We start from the raw sequence: 19,834 nt of genomic DNA, 5'->3' as shown, positions 1-19,834 counted from the left end.
CTCCCTCGCCGGGGCAACTCAAAAAGCATAGCCACTAATTCGCACAGTAACCAAGACGAGGGGCTATCACTTTGCTCACCCCGGACTCAATTACCATTCCACGGCCCCCGTAACCCGGTTCGTGGCAGTCGAGTGATCCCCACCCATCACAATCCGAAAGACTACAAACGCGCCAGTTTGGGAGCGCAAATCAGACTCCGAGATCGGCACCAGACCGCACCGAAGGTGGCGCAACTGCCAGCACCGCGTAGAAATCGCAAAGCTCGCGGTCCGTGTCTGGAAATAGGAAAGAGGGGGCTTAAGCCGCTCCGTCGAACATGGAGGTTATCGATCCGTCCTCGAACACCTCGTGAATCCCCTTTGCGATCAGCGGCGCGATCGGCAAGATGGTGAGGGACGGGAAGCGCTTGCTCTCAGGGACTGGGAGCGTGTCAGTGACGACAACCTCGGTCGCACCGCAACCGGCAAGGCGCTCAGCTGCAGGATCAGAAAAGACGGCATGTGTCGCGGCAATTAAAACGCTCCTGGCCCCGGCTTTGTAGAGAACCCGGACGGCTTCTGCAATGGTCCCGCCGGTATCAATGAGGTCATCGGTGATAACACAGTCCCGACCAGCGACATCGCCCACAACGCGATTCGCAACAGCGACGTTGGGACGCGTCGTATCCCGTGTCTTGTGAACAAAGGCCAGCGGGCAGTTGCCAAGCTTCGCGGACCATTTCTCCGCGACGCGGATCCGGCCGGCGTCCGGTGACACAACAGCTACGTTTCCCAGATCGACTCTGTCCTTCACATAGTCGACCAGCACGGGCATCGCCCAGAGGTGGTCAACGGGACCATCAAAAAAGCCCTGCTCTTGAGCCGCGTGCAAGTCAACACTCATGATCCGATTCGCCCCGGCCACCTTGTACATATCTGCGACCAACCTGGCAGAAACGGGTTCGCGCCCCTGGTGCTTTTTGTCCTGACGAGCGTACGGATAGAACGGGGCAACGGCAGTAATTCGCTTTGCCGATGCTCGCTTGGCCGCATCGATCATGATTAGCTGTTCCATCAACCACTTGTTCGTGGGGGGTGCCATCGACTGAATCAGAAACACGTCAGCGCCGCGAACCGATTCGTTAAATCGGAAATAGATCTCACCGCTCGCGAAGTCGTACGAGGTGGTTGACATGACTTCGAGGCCGAGTTCTTCACCGATTTCTTGTGCCAGCTTCGGGTAAGCGCGGCCGGTAGCAAGAACTAGACGCTTGTCTACAGAGGTCACGATTCCACTCAAGGTGCGATCCCTTCGCCTCGGTCGGTCATCAGCCCGACGCCCGTGCAGTGCGCATGTACAACCCTAGCCGCCGTTCGCAGACCTTGTGTTCCTGTCTTGCGGAAGTGCGGCTGACCGATTCCTTCCACGGACGGGAATCTCGCTCCGCCGCATGGACTCGAACCACGACTAAGGGCACCAAAAACCCCTGTGCTGCCATTACACCACGGCGGAAAAGCAACACCCATTCTTCCACATATGTCGGGCGAGACTCCCGGCGAGCACTGTGATCCTTTCCGCGTAGTCCCTTTCCAGTTCGAGAGTGCGATCTTCGGTCCGGTTCACAGCGAACGCAGCCCGGCGACCATTGCGCTTCCGATCAGAACCTGGGAAATCCTCTGGAGCCGCATGGACGGTAGCATGAGGTGCGGCTTTCGTTAGGAGATTTCTTTGGCATTCACGCCCTTTTTTACTCATCGCCGAACCGGAATGGTTCGCTAATGGCCGCTCCCCTGTTGGTCGCCGAGAACCTGCACCTCGAATACCCCACCGAAGTCGTGTTTGATTCGCTTTCACTGGGAGTGGAAGAGGGAGACCGTGTCGGCATCGTCGGTCGAAATGGCGACGGAAAAACCAGTCTGCTTGGTCTTCTTTCCGGTGAGATCAAGCCTCAGCAAGGGCGAGTGATCCGACGAGGAGGACTGAGCTTCGGCGTACTGAGTCAAGGCGATCACCTGGATGAGAAAGCCACCGTGGCCCAGGTGATCGTCGGTGAACGACCCGAGTTCGAATGGGCGGGCGATCCGAAAGTCCGTGATGTCATTAGCGGACTTGTCTCCGACATTCCCTGGGAAGCAAGGATCGGAGAGCTAAGCGGTGGACAGCGACGCCGAGTTGACCTCGCTGCGCTACTGGTAGAGGACTGGGATCTCATCGCCCTTGATGAGCCAACTAACCACCTTGATGTTGAGGGTATCGCCTGGCTGGCTCAACACCTGAAACAGCGCTGGCCCAAGAACCAGGGTGGCCTATTGGTCATTACCCACGACCGCTGGTTCTTGGACGAGGTATGCAATGAAACCTGGGAGGTTCACGACGGGATAGTCGAACCGTTCGAGGGAGGGTATGCCGCCTATGTTCTGCAGCGCGTGGAACGCGACCGGATGGCGGCTGCTACCGAGGCCAAGAGGCAGAACCTCATGCGAAAGGAGCTTGCATGGTTGCGGCGGGGCGCACCCGCCAGAACCAGCAAGCCGAAGTTCCGCATCGACGCTGCGAACCAGCTGATCGAGGGAGTGCCGCCTGTACGCGACCAGATCGAGTTGCAGCGCCTCGCCGTGGCCCGCCTTGGCAAAGATGTTGTGGACCTCGAAGACGCGAGCGTGAGTTTCGGAGACAATCATGTCCTGAACGGCGTAACTTGGCGGATCGCTCCGGGTGAGCGAACCGGGGTCCTTGGCGCCAACGGCGTTGGGAAGTCCACCCTGCTCGCCCTAATCAGCGGGAGTCTGAAGCCGAGCACTGGGCGAGTAAAGCGTGGCAAAACCGTACAGATCGGAATGCTCGACCAACAGTTTTCCCAGCTTGCTGACATTGGTAATGATCGTGTTCGTGAGGTGCTCGCTAGAACGAAAACCACGTTCCAGGTCGATGGTAAGGACATGACTCCCGCCCAACTTTTGGAGCGCCTCGGTTTTTCGAAGGCGCACCTCCAGGCCCGGGTTAGAGAGCTTTCTGGCGGTCAGAAGCGACGTCTGCAACTATTGCTTCTATTGCTCAGCGAACCTAACGTGATCGTCCTTGACGAACCAACGAACGACGTTGACCACCAAATGCTCACTGCGATGGAAGATCTGCTCGACTCGTGGCCAGGAACCCTGATCGTCGTTTCGCACGACCGCTATCTCCTGGAACGAATCACAGACCAGCAGTACGCGATCCTCAGCGGTCATTTACGACATGTTCCTGGCGGAGTGGACGAGTACCTGGAACTAAGAAAGCAACAGGCACTGGGCCCACCTACGTTTGGAGGGAAATCGGTACCAAATACGGAATCCAGCAGTGGAGATGCCGTCGTCGTTGGCGACAAGGCCCAAAACAGTAGCGCGAAAGGCCAGGAATCATCCTCGTCTCAGAACTCCGCATCGCGGACCACGGTGGCAAGCGGCGCGGAGCTACGGGCAATACAGAAGGAAATTGCCGCGACCGAGCGGAAGATGGATAAGCTCGAGATGTCCGTTGAAAAGCTGCACGAAAAGATGGCGAACCATGACCAGAGCGACTTCGAGGGCCTTTCGGAACTGACGGGTGAACTCCACCGCCTAACCGAGGAAAAGGACCAACTGGAAGAACGTTGGCTGGAACTCTCGGAACAACTCCCCTGACTCGAGAAACTGCCGGGTGAGAAGGAGGCCAGTGCCCGTCCACGCCGACCGGGTCGCAGCGTTGCGAGACCGGAAGGCAAAAGAAGGACAGTAAGCGACTTCTATGCTGGGATGAAAACCTTGTCCTACTCCATGTGCTTCACGGTTGCCACAGATAATCTCATCGGGATTTGAGCCGAAAGAAATACATGAGTTGTTGACCACGCTAGATGCATGTCGACCTCACCCTCGTCTTGGTTCCCCTCAGCTCGCACCCTCAACGAGGGTGAGTTGGAACTGATTGAGGGCGGCACGGTACTGTCCCCGCCCCTCCACCCTGGGCAATTGTCTGCCGGAGTGGCCCGTCAATCCCTCAGATAATGCATGGTTTCGTACGGGGAATGGCCATTCCGGCGGATATCAGGCGGGGCGAAGGGTCCAATAGACCACACTGGCAGATATTCCACTGGATAACCCGCACGCAGACCCTCCGCGACGAATGCCGGGCGAGAAACACCCAGATAAGGATCACAAAGGCCAACCCGGCAAACACGCCAAAGGTCAACCCAGCAGGTGCTCCAGCGGACCTAGAACAATGGGCCGCATTTTCCCGACACGAGAGGGAACAATGCAAGACCGACTACTTGTTCTCCCCGAGGTGGTCGTGTGACATGCCCAGAGTGCCTTGCGCCGCGATAGATCCAACGCTTCCCCCTCCCGGACCCCTTAGCAGGTAGGCGACCCCTGCCGCGAGAATAGCTCCCGCAAAAGGTCCCGCAACATACACCCAGTAGTCAGAGAAATTCAACGAAGCCATATTTGGACCAAAGGTGCGCGCCGGGTTCATTGAGGCACCCGAGACGGGAGACGCCCACATCCCCGCAAGCGCGATATAGGCGCCCACACCGATAGCCCCGATTACACCGATGTTCTGCGCACCTGACGAAGTACCGAGAATCACCGTGACTAGCCCGAAAGTAAGAACTAGTTCCATCCAGAAGGCCGTGCCCGGTCCGAAACCACCGCTCGGATAGTTTGATCCACTACTTGCTGAGACGCCAAGAAGCGCCTGAAGAACGTAGGCGGCGATCGAAGCCCCGAGCAGTTGAGCCAGCAGGTACCCAGGAACACGTCTCCAGGGGAAATCACCTCGCAGAGCGAACGCAAAACTTACAGCTGGATTAAGGTGAGCGCCCGAAACCTTGCCCATCGAAAGGATCACGGCCATAACCATCGCACCAGGCACGATAACCGACACGGTCCGGCTCACCGACCCGGGGACAGCAACGTTCATCATCGGGCCGCCAGCGGCCGTCAGCACCAGGAAAAATGTTCCTACCATCTCAGCAAAAAGCCGTCGCCACTTCCGGTGTGGATCGTCAAAGTCGCGACTTATCTGATCGAGGTCGGTTACGGTCCCCCAATTGGAAAGCTCACGTCGCTCCAACTCACTGGTACGTGGACGAGGATCATTCTGCTGCCCCATCGGTGTCTCCTTCATAGGCCAAGATTAGTCGTCCCACTCGCGGACGCCCTAATGCGAACGTTTCGCAGAGAGTTCGAGTCTTTCGAATCACCTGGGTTTCACTCACTAAATTCGGTCTTTTTTGAAGATGCGAGTGAGCAGAGCCAAAAGGATTGCTCGATGATTTCGCCATGCAACTTGTCTGGTCAAGAAGTCACTGCCGCGCGAGGCTTTCGTGTAAGTCGTTCCGGCATTACGTTTAGTGGAGATCCATCGAAGCGCGTTGCGTTCACCACTGCTCAAGGAAGAAATGGAAATGACAGATCTAGAAGACCTAACTCTCGAAGAGAAGGCATCACTCGCCAGTGGATCAGACTTCTGGCATACCGAGCCAATCGAACGAGTAGGTATCCCCGAGCTCATGCTCACCGATGGCCCTCACGGCCTACGCAAACAAGCTGGTGGAGGCGACAACCTTGGCCTTGAAGGCAGTATTCCCGCCACATGCTTCCCACCACTGGTCGGAATGGGATCGTCATGGGATCCGGAAGTCCTGGAGAAGGTTGGTGAGGCACTGGGCGAAGAAACCTCAATCGAAGACGTCGCTGTCGTTCTTGGTCCAGGAATCAACATCAAACGTTCGCCCCTTTGCGGCCGTAACTTTGAGTACATCTCCGAAGATCCGATCGTTGCAGGAGTTCTGGGTGCCGCGTATGTAAACGGCGTTCAATCCAAGGGCGTCGGCACCTCCGTTAAGCACTTCGCTGCGAACAATCAGGAAGAAGAACGCATGCGGGCCAGCTCAAACATTGATGAGCGAACCCTGCGCGAAATCTATCTTCGCGCCTTTCAGCGTGTGGTTGAGGACGCTCAGCCGTGGACCATCATGTGCTCTTACAACCGTATCAACGGTGTTCACGCTTCTTCTGACCGCTGGTTACTCACCGATGTTCTTCGCAGTGAATGGGGCTTCAAGGGTCTGGTGGTCTCTGACTGGGGCGCAACCGTCGACCGAGTCAAAGGCATCGAAGCCGGGATGGACCTTGAGATGCCAGCGACCGCGGGAAAGACCGACGCCCAAATCGTTGCCGCCGTCAAGGACGGTTCTTTGGACGAAGCTGAGCTAGACATCACCACCCAGAGAGTCCTCGACCTGATCGACAAGGCAACCGAAGGCGCGGGCCACGTCAAGGGTCCCCTTGACGTGGATGCTCACCATGAGGTTGCCCGTGAGGTGGCAGGACGCTCGATGGTGTTGCTACGAAACAAAGATAACCTCCTCCCACTCAGCCCCGACGCAAAGATCGCCGTAATCGGGGCCTTCGCCGAAGAACCCAGATACCAGGGTGCAGGATCATCAATGATCAACCCGACCAAGCTTGATAAGGCTCTGGACGGAATTCGTGAGGTTATCCCATCGGCAACCTACGCTAAGGGATTCGGCCTTGGTCCGGGTGTCGATGCTGCCGAAGAAGCGAAGCTGAAGGCCGAGGCTGTAGCAGTCGCGAAGGACGCGGATGTCGCAGTTGTCTTCCTGGGACTCCCGGCACGCCTTGAATCCGAGGGCTATGACCGTAGCAACATTGATCTACCCCAAGAACAGCTTGATGTCTTGGACGCAGTACTTACGGTAAACCCGAACGTGGTTGTCGTTCTTTCAAACGGATCGGTTGTCGCGCTTCCATTCAAGGAGCGCGTGCCCGCGATCCTTGAGGCTTGGCTTCTGGGTCAAGCTGGCGGAACTGCTACAGCGGACGTCCTGTTTGGCAAGGTCAATCCCTCCGGCAAGCTCACCGAAACCATTCCGGTTCGTCTTGAGGACACCCCTGCCTATCTGAACTTCCCCGGAGAGTTCCTTGAGGTCAACTATGGTGAAGGCCAGTTCGTCGGCTACCGCTGGTATGACGCCCGTGGCATGGATGTCACCTATCCGTTCGGATACGGATTGTCCTACACCACCTTCGACTACTCGAATGCTTCGATAGAGGTGAATGACGAGGGCGATCTTGAGGTTTCTGTGGACGTCACCAATACCGGGGGTCGTGACGGTCGCGAGGTAGTTCAGGTTTATACCGGCCTTGATCCCAGTACTGTTCAGCGCCCCGTCAGGGAGCTGAAAGCATTTGCTTCCACCCGGCTAGCGCCCGGAGAGACGAAGACCGTAACCATGCTCGTTCGTCGGAAGGATCTGGCCTACTGGGACACTCGTGTCTCTAAGTGGGTTGTCGAAGGCGGCAACTACACAGTTGACGTTGCAGCTTCCAGCCGTGATATTCGACAGACGCTCTCGGTCGAAGTTGAAGGTGAACCTGTTGTGTTCCCGCTGAGCTACGAGTCTTCCTTGGACGAGGCCCTGACTCATCCAGTCGTTGGCCCAATGCTCAAGGAGACCATCGCCCAGCTCACCAACGGGATGACCGGCGACAACACCATCGTCTCTGAGGGAGTTGACCTGACGAGCATGATCGGCTCGATGCCGCTGGGCAGCGTGGTCCGCATGGGAGGCGGCATGATCCCCGAAGGAGCGATTGATCAGCTCATCGCCGCAGCAAACACCAGTATGGCAATGACCAACGGAACCAACTAAGTAACCACCACTCACCTCAGCGAAAGAGGCTGTCTAGGGCGCTAATGTCCCGCGACGCAAGTTCGTTTCCAAGATCGCTTGCGGAGTCGGCGCATCGCAAGGCAAGTGAGAGCGGCGCCCGGAGGCGCTGTCTCGGCGCGAGGCAGCGGCTGAACCTATGGTGCAGGACGCTCTAGAGAGCGACTGAGTGTCTTGCTCGCAGAGACGTCCCGGCACTGATTGATTCAGTGTCGGGACTCGTCATTTCCCCGCTAGACTTCGAACGTGGACGAATTCCTCCAACCCTTCTATAGCCTTGTCGCCTCGTCATTTGAGTTGTTTGGTGTCGCGGCCATGGTTGTCGGCGCCATCGTGGCAATGATCCTGGCCTACCGCTCCCTAAGAAGCGGAGAGGCGGGCAAAGATGCTTACAAGGTCCTGCGTATCACCATCGGTGGTGCCATCCTTCTGGGCCTAGAGATTCTTGTCGCCGCGGACCTAGTTAGGACGATCACTTCGGACCCGACCATGGAAGAGGTACTTGTCCTCGGACTAATCGTGGTGATTCGAACAGTCCTCTCAATGTCGATTTCAATCGAGATCGAGGGAGTTCTGCCGTGGAAGAAGGCCCTGCTTCAGTCGGGAGCCAGTGTGGTTGCCGGGCAAGTAAAGGCCGACCGCGCAAAAGCTCGGGCCACCAGTAGCGATACACCAGAGTTCCGCGGCGACTCCAAAGCTTAGCGAGAGAGCCAAATCAGCAGCGCCACAGTCAGGTTCGCGAATTCTCCAGTTTGCACGAACCGAAGCCAAAGCTGGTTCGCGCGACATGCATCTGGATAGTCGTTCCCGGTCAAAGCGAGCCGAAATCAGAAATGGTTCACAGCGCGAATGCCTAGGTCGTCGTTCCCGGTTAGCGCAGGCCGAAGCTGGTTCGTGCGACATGTATCTGGGTCATCATGCCCGGTCAAAGCGAGCCGTGATCAGATCGCTAGTCAGTCAGGTTCCGTCCTGGCATTGAATCAGCCCAGGACGGGAGAGTCCTCTCGATCATCGCTCCGGGTACCGGACCCCACGCGACAGCGACCGCTCTAACTCCCTCTGGCTTCTGACTCTCCACGGCCCGAGCCGTCCGCAGGGCCGCATCCTTTCCCGGAGCCAGTCCCGCTACCGTCGGGCCCGATCCCGAGACCAACCAGGTTAGACAGCCCATAGCAACCAAATGCTCCCCGATCACCCGAAGTTCTGGCCTAATCGAAAGTGCCGCATCCTGTAGCTCGTTCTCTAAAAGATCGCGAAGCTCCAACGGACTATCAGGTTCGCGGAGCGCGTTGAGTTGCCCCTGCGTGATAGTCGGTGCAGCCGACGACGCAGTGGGGACAGTTCTCTCTCGCAGCTCATCTAGCGCCCCGAACACTCGGGGCGTTGACAAACCTCTGTCTGAGAAAACCAAGACCCACCAGCTACTCAACGGTCTCGGCGCTACCGTTCCAGGATGCAGGACCTCCATCGTGTCTCCGCGTCCAGTTCCAAGCGAGATACCCCCGACCAAACAGGCAGGAACGTCAGCCCCCAAGGTTCGACCGATCGCCTGCAATCTGCTCAGGTCGAAGCCCAGACCAAGCAGTTCGTTGACCGCAACCAAAGTCGCCGCGCAGTCTGCCGACCCACCGGCCATGCCGCCCGCAATCGGGACCAGCTTATGGACAGTCAGGCTCACTCGCGAGTCGCCGCCCATGGCCCGCGCTGCACGCACGGCCAGATGGGACTCGGGATCAAGCTCGGAAAACACTCGGGTCAAGCGGGAAGAAAGACGAGGCTCTTCGCCCACTTGTTCCTCATACACCAGTGTCCTTACGGACGGAAGTTCGCCTCCCGCCTCACCGCTAAGGTCCGCCACGACGAACTCGCGGATACTAAGTGCCTCGAACACCGTTGCTAGCGCGTGATACCCCTGCTCGTCAGTCGCACCCACCCGCAGTATCAGGTTCACTTTCGATGGTGCCGAAGCAATGACACGGGCGGGGCCGCTAGGGTTCATTGGTTCCCTCCCCGGTGAGTTCAACATCGGACAGAGAAAGCATCGCGCGACCCAGCGCAACAAACTCATCTATGCCCAGGTCCTCCGGGCGGCAGGTCGGATCAACGCCCGCAGATTCGAGTACCAGGCGAACCCTCGCCTCATCTCCAATCGTCGTCTTCAGGGACGAGCGCAACATCTTTCGTCTCTGTCCGAACGCGGCGTCAACCAAGGCGAACGTTGCATCACGTAATTCTTCGCGGCCACGAGTAGGACTCAGTACATCAACAGCCACCAGCGCCGAATCAACATTCGGTTCGGGCCAGAAGACTTTTCTTCCCACCACCCCGGCCAGTTTCGAGTCTCCGTACCACGCAAGCTTGACGGACGGAGCACCGTAGACGCGCGAACCCGGAGCAGCGCTGAGCCGCTCCGCGACCTCTTTTTGCACCATCACGACGATCCTCTCAATAGTGGGGAAGGTAGCGAGTACGTGCAGCAGCACCGGAACAGAAACGTTGTAAGGAAGGTTTGCAACCAGTGCCTGAGGATCGCGTGCCGTGTCCGGACCGAGCTTCATCGCATCCTGGTTCACCACGCTCAGACGTTCGGCCCACTCTTGACTGAACTCACGGACTGTCCTAGGCAGTCGCGCCGCAAGGCGGGGATCGATCTCAACAGCAGTCACCCTCGCCCCGGCTTCCAAGAGCGCCAAAGTGAGTGATCCGAGGCCCGGACCGACCTCAATGACTCCGTCACCTGCTTCCAGACCCGCGAGTCCAGCTATCTTCCTCACTGTTCCGGAATCATGTACGAAGTTCTGTCCAAGCTTCTTTGTAGGTCGCACCTCAAGTTCAGCGGCAAGCCGACGAATCTGAGCGGGACCGAGCAAACCCGAAGCACTCAAATCTGACAACTTGGCCCCCTGTGATCAATCGGCTATGCAAGTCTACGGTTAGTGTGCCGATCACAGTTCGGTAACTATCTTCACTTCCGCGTTTTTGCGTTGCCGACAATAAGTTAGTAGGCCATACTAAATGCATGGGTTCAGAGATGAAGACCAACTCAACCGGACAGCTTACGAACGGCTCCTCGTCTGTCGCGCCATTTGACGGTATGGAAAACACTCGCGCGCTTCCCCGCCATACCCGCGAGCATAACCGTTCATTGGTTGTTCGTGTTCTTTATCATCACGGTCCGATGTCACGGGCGGAGATCGCTAGAGCGACGGGCTTGGCGAAAGTGACCATCTCGGACCTAATTGCTCAACTCATGGAGGCGGGCTACGTTGAGGAACTCGGACTTCAGGAAGTTACCGGACCTGGCAAGCCCGCAATTCTGGTGGACCTGGCCCGCAAATCCCAGCTGGTCCTCGCCATTGATCTCTCTGACTACCACGTTTTCCGCGGGGCTCTTCTGGACCTTGATGCCGAGGTAGTTCATCGGATAAACCTTGACCGTGATGGGAAGAGCGGCGAGGAGGCCGTGGGACTACTTTGCTCACTTATCGGCCAACTGGTTGGAGAGGCGGATAGACCTATTCTCGGAATCGGAATTGGCACTCCCGGAATCGTCAACACCGAGGGAACCGTGGTGTTGGCTCAGAATCTCGATTGGAAAGACGTTCCCCTTCAAACCCTAATCTCAGAGCAGTTCAACATTCCGGTTGTAGTCGACAACGACGCAAATCTTGCGGCCATGGGCGAGCATCTACACGGTGAGGCCCCAGATGACTTTGTGCTGATCACAATAGGACACGGTATCGGTGCCGGAATTATGTTGGGTGGCTCTTTGGTTCGTGGGACCAACGACTCGTCAGGCGAGGTCGGTCTGGTCATGGTGGGAACCGAGGACGGTTTCGATTCTCCCTACAATTTCGACTACACCCTGGAACACTGGCTTTCTCTCCGGGCCCTAGAGTCGCACTGGGACGGCAAGAGCGCGGAGGAGCGCGAACAGATCCTTCGAAACGCGGGAAAACTCTTGGGAGTAAATCTTGCAACTCTGGTCGCCGCGCTCGATCTTTCTGAGATCGTCATAGCCGGGCCTCCCGAGGTCGCCAATGAGACCTTGGTTTCCGTCACGGCAGAGGTGATAAGGCGTCGAACCCTGCCGGGAAACTATTCGGACCTGGTCGTTCGCACTAGCTCAAGAAGTGAAGACGTTGTCTTTCTTGGCTGTTCAGCACTGGTTCTGTCCAAGTTCCTCGGCGTATCTTAGCCAGAACTCACCAGGTACCGTAGACATTCCTTGAGTTCCGCATCAGGATATGACAGGTCTGTTCTACACTTTCGTCCCACAGTTCCGCTATGGCACGCACTGTGTAGGGCATTACGTACGAGGCGTTCGGACACCCGCGATAGGGAACGGGCGTCAGATACGGGGCATCCGTTTCGACAAGAACTAACTCCCGCGGCATCGTTCTCAACGCTTCGCGCAACTCGCTATTTGCCGGGTACGTTAAGGAACCGCCGAATGAGGCATACCAGTCGTTCTTTGCCAGTTCCTTCGCCATCGCTTCGTCACCGGAGAAACAGTGGAACACAATCTGCTGGCCTGACCAGGCAGCTCCGTGTAACACCGCGAGGGTATCCGCGTGAGCTTCACGATCATGAATTTGAAGAGGTAGTCCGTGTTCTCGTGCCATCTCTAGGTGAATCTCGAAAGACTCCCGTTGTGCTTCACGTCCTTCTGGACCGGTTCGGAAGTAGTCGAGCCCGGTCTCTCCGACGGCGACCACCTCAGGGTCACCAAGAGACTCGGAAACACGCTCCAGGGCAGCAACCAAGGGGATATGGCGATCCTCAAGCTCGTGTTCAAATCCATCGGGAGACTTCTGGGTAAAACCTGCGTGGAGCGCGGCCTCGTTCGGATGAATCGCGATTGCGGCCTTAACCTGTGGCCACTCACGTGCAAGAGCGAGCGTTGGATCAATGTCTGGGAGGGAACACCCGACCGTAATCAGCCGACTCACTCCAACCTGCTCGGCACTGTTGAGCTGCTGCTCGAGCGGCATTTTGAAGCCTTGGGCGTTCGGAATTTCTCCCTCGTGCACCGGGAGGTGGGTATGGTTGTCCATCACCTCTGCAGGCAGGACCTCCCCAAGTGGCGGCCATTCGCGACTCTTCTTTCCCATAGAAGGGTCCTACTCCCACTCGATAGTCCCCGGGGGTTTGGACGTCACGTCCAAGACCACACGATTGACCTCGGGAACCTCATTAGTTATCCGATTCGAAATCTTGGCAAGCAGATCGTAAGGCAGTCGGACCCAGTCAGCAGTCATTGCGTCCTCAGAGGTAACCGGTCGCAGAACAATGGGGTGACCATAGGTTCGTCCGTCTCCCTGGACTCCGACGGAACGAACATCGGCCAGTAGTACCACCGGGCACTGCCAGATTTCGCTATCTAGGCCCGCCGCGGTAAGTTCCTCACGAACGATCAGGTCGGCGGCTCGCAGAGTCGCAAGATTCTCACGGGTCAGTTCCCCAACAACGCGAACTCCGAGCCCCGGGCCCGGGAACGGCTGGCGGGAAACGATAACTTCGGGAACGTCTAGGACTCGACCCAACTCACGGACCTCATCCTTGAACAGCAGTCGAAGGGGCTCAACTAGTTTGAACTCGAGATCCTCAGGCAGTCCACCGACATTGTGGTGACTCTTGATGTTTGCGGTGCCAGCACCGCCACCAGACTCAACCACATCGGGGTACAGCGTGCCCTGAGCAAGGAAATCAATCGTGGCGCCCTCAGAGGCGGCCTCGGCCACCAGATCGGACGCAGCCTCTTCGAATACCCTAATGAACTCAGTTCCGATGATCTTCCGTTTGGCCTCAGGATCGGTAACCCCCGCCAACGCATCGAGGAACCGGTCGGAAGCGTCGATGACAACCAACCGAATCCCGAGATTTCCCGCGTAATCACGCTCGACTTGCTCGCGCTCCCCCGCGCGCAACAGTCCGTGATCGACAAAAACGCAGGTAAGGCGATCCCCAATGGCACGATGAATGAGAGCGGCAGCAACCGACGAATCAACCCCGCCGGAAAGAGCACAGAGAACCCGTCCATCACCAACTTGTTCACTGACCTGTTCAATCAAATCATGCGCAATATTCTCGGTGTTCCAGGTTGGAGTGAGTCCCGCGCCATCTCGCAGAAAATTCTCAAGTAGCTTCTGCCCATAGTCGCTGTGCTTCACCTCGGGGTGCCACTGAATGCCGTAAATCCTGTGCTCGGGGTCCTCGATTGATGCGACGGGTGCCTTTTCGGTCGCGGACGTCACGGTGAAGCCTGAGGGCACGCCCTCAATCCGGTCAGTGTGACTCATCCAGACGCTCTGCAAGTCGGGAGTTCCCTCTAGTAGCACCGAGGGAACCTCGGCCACCCGCCGAAGCTCTGTTGAGCCGAACTCGCGGACATCCGTCTGGCGAACCGTGCCACCGAGCTCTTGAGCGATCAGCTGACAACCGTAACAAATGCCAAGGATCGGAACCCTGCCAACGAACGCCGCTACGTCAGTGCGAGGAGCGCCCTCCTCCCAGACAGACGACGGTCCACCGGAGAGGATCACCGCAGCCGGATTCTTCGCCAGGATCGCCTCCGTGCCAAGCGAGTGCGGAACAACCTCAGAATAGAAACCTGCCTCGCGAACCCTCCGGGCGATGAGTTGAGCGTATTGGGCGCCAAAGTCCACGACAAGAACTGGGGATGGAGTAGAAGTCACGGTCCCATTCTATCCGCCATCGAAGCAGGTCGAGATCAACGTCTGCCGCTGTATGCGGCATGCTTGTCCCGGTACTCGCCAAAGAACTCGGACATTCGCCCAATTGCCTCTTCAAGCATCTCAACATTGGGGAGCGTCACCAATCGAAAATGGTCGGGATTCGGCCAATTGAAACCCGTTCCATGGGTGACCAGAATGTGCTTGGCACGCAACAACTCGATAACGAACTGCTGGTCATCCTCGATTGGATAGACCTCCGGGTCCAGACGCGGGAAGCAGTAGAGAGCACCTTCTGGACGAATCGAAGTAACCCCGGGAATCTCGTTCAGCAACCTGTCCGCCAGCATCGCCTGCTCGTAAAATCGGCCACCGGGGACTATGTACTCGTCAATCGACTGATACCCGCCCAGAGCCGTCTGAATCGCATGCTGAGCCGGAACGTTCGCACACATTCGCATGTTGGCCATGAGTGTCAGGCCCTCGATGAAGTCTGTCGCGCGATACTTCGGCCCGGTGATTAGCATCCACCCGGAGCGGTAGCCACAGACCCGGTAGGCCTTTGAAAGGCCCGAAAAGGTCAGGCAGAGTACATCATCGCCAGCGTAGGTGGCGGTGTGATGATGTTTGGCGCCGTTGAACAAGATCTTCTCGTAGATCTCGTCGGAAAACAGGACCAGGTCGTGGCGGCGTGCGATATCAACTAGACCCTTGACGATCTCTTCTGAATAGACCGCTCCGGTCGGATTATTGGGGTTGATTAGAACCAGACCGTATGTGTTGTCGGTTATCTTGGACTCGATGTCCTCCAGATCGGGAGCCCACCCGTTGGACTCGTCACACAGATAGTGAACCGGAGTGCCGCCGGCCATGGTGACGGCACCTGTCCACAGCGGGTAGTCGGGGGCCGGAACCAAAATCTCGTTACCGGGGTCAACGAAGGTCTGTAGGCTCATCGAGATGAGTTCAGAGACCCCGTTGCCGACATATATATCATCGACGTGCGCGTCCTTAAGTCCGTGACTCTGGTAATACTGGGCGATCGCGGTCCGGGCTGAGTAGATTCCCTTCGAATCAGAGTAACCCTGGGCGTGGGGAAGGTTCTGCATAACATCGGCCTGGATAGCTGCGGGTGCCTCAAAGCCAAACGGGGCCGGATTACCGATGTTGAGCTTGAGGATTCGATGTCCCTGAGCCTCAAGACGCTCGGCTTCTTCCAGAATCGGTCCGCGAACGTCGTACCTGACGTTCTTCAGTTTCTTTGCCTGGGTGAATCTGCGCATTTTAGTAATCTTCCCGGGCCCGGGACCAACCCGGACTCGGGACGATTCTAGTGCCTAGGGTGTGTCTCCTAAATCTGCGCTCAGCCGAGGATGCCCCAGTCGCTACAGCAAGCAGGGATTGGGGCACACACCCTAGTGTCTCGTGTCGCCGGGTCGCTCCCTATCACGCACAGAGGGATAGCACCTCTCGGCGGCGCTCTCGCTTGACTTGCCCCGTCAAGCTTTCACTTCCTTGCCTCGCAATGCTTCGACTCGCCACGCGATCTAGGCGAGCGACCCGGCGACGCGGCGACACTAGTTCTTCTGCCAAGACTCCCACAGCGAGGCGTACTCGCCGCCGCAGTCAACCAGTTCATCGTGACTGCCGAGCTCCGCCAGGTTGCCGTCGATCATGACTGCAACTCTGTCGGCGTCCTGGGCGGTGTAGAGGCGGTGCGCGATTGCCACCACGGTCCGCCCATCGAGAACCTTAGCCAAGGAACGCTCGAGCGAGCGCGCAGCAGTTGGATCCATTAGCGAAGTGGCCTCATCAAGCACCAGTGTGTGCGGGTCCATCAAGACGATTCGAGCTAGTGCTAGCTGCTGAGCCTGCGCCGGAGACAGAGCCAGACCACCGGCACCGACCTCGGTCTCCAGTCCCTTTGGAAGGTCATCAACCCACGATGAAGCCCCAACCGCCGCCAATGCCGCGTTCATCTGCTGATCGGTGGAGTCCTCTTTCGCCAGTCGCATGTTGTCCGCGATGGTTCCTACAAAGACGTGATGCTCTTGAGAAACCAGAATGACCTGACGCTGAAGTTCCTCCTCCGTGAGATCGACCAGGTTCACTCCACCAACCTTGACGGAGCCGCCGGTCGGAGGGTGAATTCCCGCGATCATTCGCCCAAAGGTCGACTTGCCTGCACCAGATGGACCAACCATCGCCAGAGTCTCACCGGGAACCAGGTCAAGGTTCACCCCATGAAGCACATCCCTACCAGTCCGGTACGCGTACCGGACATCCTGAGCAATCATCTCGCTGGATGTCGGATGCTCACCGGTTGGCTCGCGATCATCATCGACAAGGAAGACACCGAAGATACGTGAGAGGGCGGCCTGCGCCGATTGCATCTCGTCAATCCAGAAGGTGAAGTTCCAGATCGGACCGCGAATCTGCAAGGCGAACAGGGCAACACCAACGACCTGCGCGTCCATGACAACACCCTGACCCATGAGGTGTGCCCCGAACAGGAGAACCACGATCACCGGAAGATTGACAGCGGCCTCAAGACCTAACATCAAGAACATTCGCTGCCAGGCGGTATAGCGCTCAAGGCGCCAGACCTCGCGAATCGCCTCATCGATCCGACGGTTCCGAAGCGACTCAAGGTTCAGAGCATCAACGGTCTCGGCGTTCTCGATGGTCTCGGTGATGGTCCCGGACATCCGGGCCCAAGCACTGGCCTGAGCCCGATAGGCAGGAATAGTCCTAGGTAGGTACCAGCGCATTACCAGATAGACCGGAATGTAAGGAAGGAACATTGCGAGGGACAGAATCGGCGACATGATCACTGCGGCGCCGATCGTGACAACGATCGTGGTGCTCAGGATGAGTATGGCGCTGATACCGTTCCGCACCATGAACTGAACCTGCTCAACGTCACGAGTAGTGCGCCCGAGCAGATCACCTGTTCCTGCTTCCTCAACGGTCGAAAGCGGGAGGTGCGTCACCTCGTCCACCAATGATTCGCGCAACTGAGCGAAGATCCTCTCACCCATGATCTTTGAGAAGTACTCGGCCAGGTATGCCAGGATCGCTCCAACTATCACCAGGACCAGAGCAACAACAATCAGGTTGCCAATCACCTTTGCGGTCGTGCCCTCATTGATGCGTCGAAGCGCAAAGTTGACGATCCACGGAATCCCGACTCCGGTAAGGGCCGAACCGACCTGTAACAGAACCACGAGCGTGAAAATTCCCTTGTGGTGGCGGATGATGAGGGCAAGTTGCGCCAGGATTTGGCGGCCACTAGCTACGGGGAGCTTCATGCTCTTCACCCGCCTCTCGTTGAACGATTCTTCGGTATAACTGGGCTCCGGCGTCACCGGCTTCTGCGGCGCGGCGCAGTTCGGAATGGCTTCCGCGAGCGACCTCCCGCCCCTCCTCGTCCATCACGACAATCTCATCGCACTTTTCGAGCCACAGCGGAGAGGCGGTCACGACGACAGTCGTCTTCCCCTGCCTCTCATCACGGATGCGCGAGGAAATCCGCTCTTCTGTGTGCGAGTCAACTGCCGAGGTCGGCTCAATCGCAATCAGAACCGGAGCATCTGCGTAGACGGCGCGGGCGAGTGCAACGCGCTGCCGCTGTCCTCCCGAGAGGTTCCTTCCCCTCTCAGTTAGCCACCCGGCCATACCACCTGCCAAAGAATCAAGAACGTCCGGGGCGTCAGCAACGTACATTGCATGCGCCAAACGAGGATCGTCTGGGACGCGGTCGGCACGGAACAGGGTTCCCTCCTGCCGGGCGGCCTCTTCAAGGTGCTCTCGGTAGACCAGCTCAGTCACACCTCGCGATGGCGGATCAGTCGCCGCTGATGCCCGAAGTCCGGAGTGGAGGGTACCGCGGAATAGCTGTGCATCGGCCTCGGCAAGAAGTATTCCTTGCCGGACGGTCTCTAACGGTAGTGCACGAAGGTCGACACCACCCGCCTTAGCCTCGTATTTATCGTCGATGCGAGCCATCCTCTTGGCGACCTCGGCCGAGGTATCGGGCGAGGGCGCGACCAGAGCGGTGAGCACCCGCGGTCGGATGGCGATGCCCGAATCTGAGTCTTCGATTGGCAGCGTTCCAAGTTGCTCCGAGATGACCGAACCCGCGTCCCCCGCAGTGGGCAAAGCCTCCCCGGTCGCCTGAACTACCTGCTGCGCAGCCTCAGTAAATATCCGGTTTACTTCCTTGGCATCAGTGGCCGCGTTGTCCTCGGCATAGGTGCTACCGACGGGAGGTTGTAGCGCGTTGAACTCCGCCAGCTTCTTTACCCCAACCCAGGCCCGCGTGCCGATCTGCGCGGCCCACGCAGCAACATTCAGTGGGTTCGCGAGGAAGGCAGTTAGTCCGGCAAAGGTCAGCAGGTCTCCGGGGGTCATCTCACCCTCGAACACCATCATTGATCCAAAACCTGCCACGACCGCCAGGAACAGCATCGGAACCGAGGACCGCATGACCGCGAGAAGCGCCTGGTTTGAAGCAACCCGAATCGCAGCCGCTTTGACCCTTCCTGACTGTTCCTTGTAGCGAGCGTTGTAGTAGTCCTCGCCCCCGATTCCTCGCAGAACACGCAGACCCACGACCGCATCCGTGGAGATGGTGGTGAGCTTGCCCTGCTCCTCGCGTTGGACAGCCAACTTTCTTTGAATCGGGCCGGCAAGAGCCGTGACAGCCAAAATCGCTAGCGGGAAGCCGATGATTATTACCAGTCCCAGCCTGGGCGAAATCGTCAACATGATCACCGCGACAGCCACGAATGAGACCAGGGCGGCAATGACCTCCGAGACAAACACGACGAAAGCACCGAGGTGGTCTGAATCGTTGAGGATCGCGGTAACAACGTCACCGGCGGGCTTATCCTGTTTGGCTGACCGTCCAGCACGAGCGACGCGATGGGCGACAGTACGCGAAGCACCAAGAGCTCCCCTAAGCCAAGCGGAGATCTCCGCTACCTGGTTCAGGCCGTTTGTGACCGCGAGGACAATGACAAGCAGGGCAAACACTCCGACCCACTGCCAGACGTGAATGTTGAGTCCGCTGTCGATGCCCGCGTCTACCGCCCGCCCAACGACCACATTTAGGAATGTGGCCGCAATGGCGTTGATGGTCAACATAGTGGTCTGAAAGACGATGGGCTTGCGGCACGTGCGAACAACACCCTTGAGGAACTCCCATGGAGTCTCTCCGAGATGATCGGCTTTCCCGGTCGGAGCCTGGAGGATTCCGAGCCAGCGTCGAGGAGTCTTTCCTAGCGGCGGAAGCGTGGTTTTCAGTTCTTCTGCCCTGGAGCGAAGAAACTCCAAAGTCTCCTCGGTGGCAGCTCGCCCACTGGCCGAGGAATCCCGGTTCTGTCCCGGAGCATTGTCTGGAACTGGCTGACTATTAGGCGCGGTTGTTTTACTCAAGTTTCTAGC

13 protein-coding genes and 1 tRNA gene are annotated in these 19,834 nt (G+C 57.9%); 4 read left to right on the top strand and 10 right to left on the bottom strand.

All coding sequences use genetic code 11. From position 1 onward, the window contains the following. Positions 1-298: 298 nt before the first annotated feature. A complete protein-coding gene (locus U6G28_06265) occupies positions 299-1,279 on the bottom strand; it encodes a ribose-phosphate diphosphokinase (protein WRS29139.1) in 981 nt (326 codons plus the stop codon). A 142-nt stretch (positions 1,280-1,421) separates the two neighbouring features. Then, positions 1,422-1,492: transfer RNA gene (locus tag U6G28_06260), tRNA-Gln, on the bottom strand. Positions 1,493-1,758: 266 nt separating this feature from the next. On the opposite strand from U6G28_06260, the gene U6G28_06255 reads away from it, so the two are divergent. Next, the gene (locus U6G28_06255) at positions 1,759-3,642 is read left to right on the top strand and encodes an ABC-F family ATP-binding cassette domain-containing protein (protein WRS29138.1); all 1,884 of its coding nucleotides are present in this window, start codon (positions 1,759-1,761) and stop codon (positions 3,640-3,642) included. Positions 3,643-4,261: 619 nt separating this feature from the next. Here the strand turns inward: U6G28_06255 and U6G28_06250 are convergent. Next, positions 4,262-5,107, bottom strand: a complete 846-nt coding sequence (locus U6G28_06250; GenBank protein ID WRS29137.1) for an aquaporin — start codon at positions 5,105-5,107, stop codon at positions 4,262-4,264. Between the two features lie 295 nt (positions 5,108-5,402). On the opposite strand from U6G28_06250, the gene U6G28_06245 reads away from it, so the two are divergent. Both U6G28_06245 and U6G28_06240 read left to right on the top strand, forming a co-directional pair. After that, positions 5,403-7,673 carry a glycoside hydrolase family 3 C-terminal domain-containing protein gene (locus U6G28_06245; GenBank protein ID WRS29136.1) on the top strand — a complete coding sequence of 757 codons (2,271 nt, stop codon included), beginning with the start codon at positions 5,403-5,405 and terminating at the stop codon, positions 7,671-7,673. Between the two features lie 264 nt (positions 7,674-7,937). Next, positions 7,938-8,393 carry a DUF1622 domain-containing protein gene (locus U6G28_06240; GenBank protein WRS29135.1) on the top strand — a complete coding sequence of 152 codons (456 nt, stop codon included), beginning with the start codon at positions 7,938-7,940 and terminating at the stop codon, positions 8,391-8,393. Between the two features lie 247 nt (positions 8,394-8,640). Here the strand turns inward: U6G28_06240 and U6G28_06235 are convergent, their stop codons facing one another. After that, on the bottom strand, positions 8,641-9,690 hold the full coding sequence (locus U6G28_06235) for a 4-(cytidine 5'-diphospho)-2-C-methyl-D-erythritol kinase (protein ID WRS29134.1): 1,050 nt from the start codon (positions 9,688-9,690) through the stop codon (positions 8,641-8,643). Further along, a complete protein-coding gene (gene rsmA, locus U6G28_06230; protein ID WRS29133.1) occupies positions 9,680-10,585 on the bottom strand; it encodes a 16S rRNA (adenine(1518)-N(6)/adenine(1519)-N(6))-dimethyltransferase RsmA in 906 nt (301 codons plus the stop codon). Before rsmA ends, U6G28_06235 begins: the two co-directional genes overlap by 11 nt. Before the next feature lie 125 nt (positions 10,586-10,710). Between rsmA and U6G28_06225 the strand changes: the two genes are divergently transcribed. Next, positions 10,711-11,889, top strand: a complete 1,179-nt coding sequence (locus tag U6G28_06225) for an ROK family transcriptional regulator (GenBank protein ID WRS29132.1) — start codon at positions 10,711-10,713, stop codon at positions 11,887-11,889. Between the two features lie 7 nt (positions 11,890-11,896). On the opposite strand, the gene U6G28_06220 is transcribed toward U6G28_06225, so the two are convergent. The 5 genes from U6G28_06220 to U6G28_06200 form a co-directional block, all read right to left on the bottom strand. Further along, entirely contained in the window at positions 11,897-12,805 is a 909-nt protein-coding gene (locus U6G28_06220) for a TatD family hydrolase (protein ID WRS29131.1), read from the bottom strand. A gap of 9 nt (positions 12,806-12,814) precedes the next feature. Then, positions 12,815-14,389, bottom strand: a complete 1,575-nt coding sequence (guaA, locus tag U6G28_06215) for a glutamine-hydrolyzing GMP synthase (protein ID WRS29130.1) — start codon at positions 14,387-14,389, stop codon at positions 12,815-12,817. A gap of 35 nt (positions 14,390-14,424) precedes the next feature. Continuing rightward, entirely contained in the window at positions 14,425-15,669 is a 1,245-nt protein-coding gene (locus U6G28_06210) for a pyridoxal phosphate-dependent aminotransferase (protein ID WRS29129.1), read from the bottom strand. Positions 15,670-15,963: 294 nt separating this feature from the next. Further along, positions 15,964-17,697, bottom strand: a complete 1,734-nt coding sequence (locus U6G28_06205; protein WRS29128.1) for an ABC transporter ATP-binding protein — start codon at positions 17,695-17,697, stop codon at positions 15,964-15,966. Then, entirely contained in the window at positions 17,678-19,825 is a 2,148-nt protein-coding gene (locus U6G28_06200) for an ABC transporter ATP-binding protein (protein WRS29127.1), read from the bottom strand. Before U6G28_06200 ends, U6G28_06205 begins: the two co-directional genes overlap by 20 nt. Between the last annotated feature and the right edge of the window lie 9 nt (positions 19,826-19,834).

The sequence above is a fragment of the Actinomycetaceae bacterium MB13-C1-2 genome, from assembly GCA_035621235.1.
Classification (GTDB): Bacteria; Actinomycetota; Actinomycetes; order Actinomycetales; family Actinomycetaceae; genus Scrofimicrobium.
The sequence above is the reverse complement of the archived record's forward strand: the minus strand, read 5'-3'. Positions and strand labels throughout refer to the sequence as shown.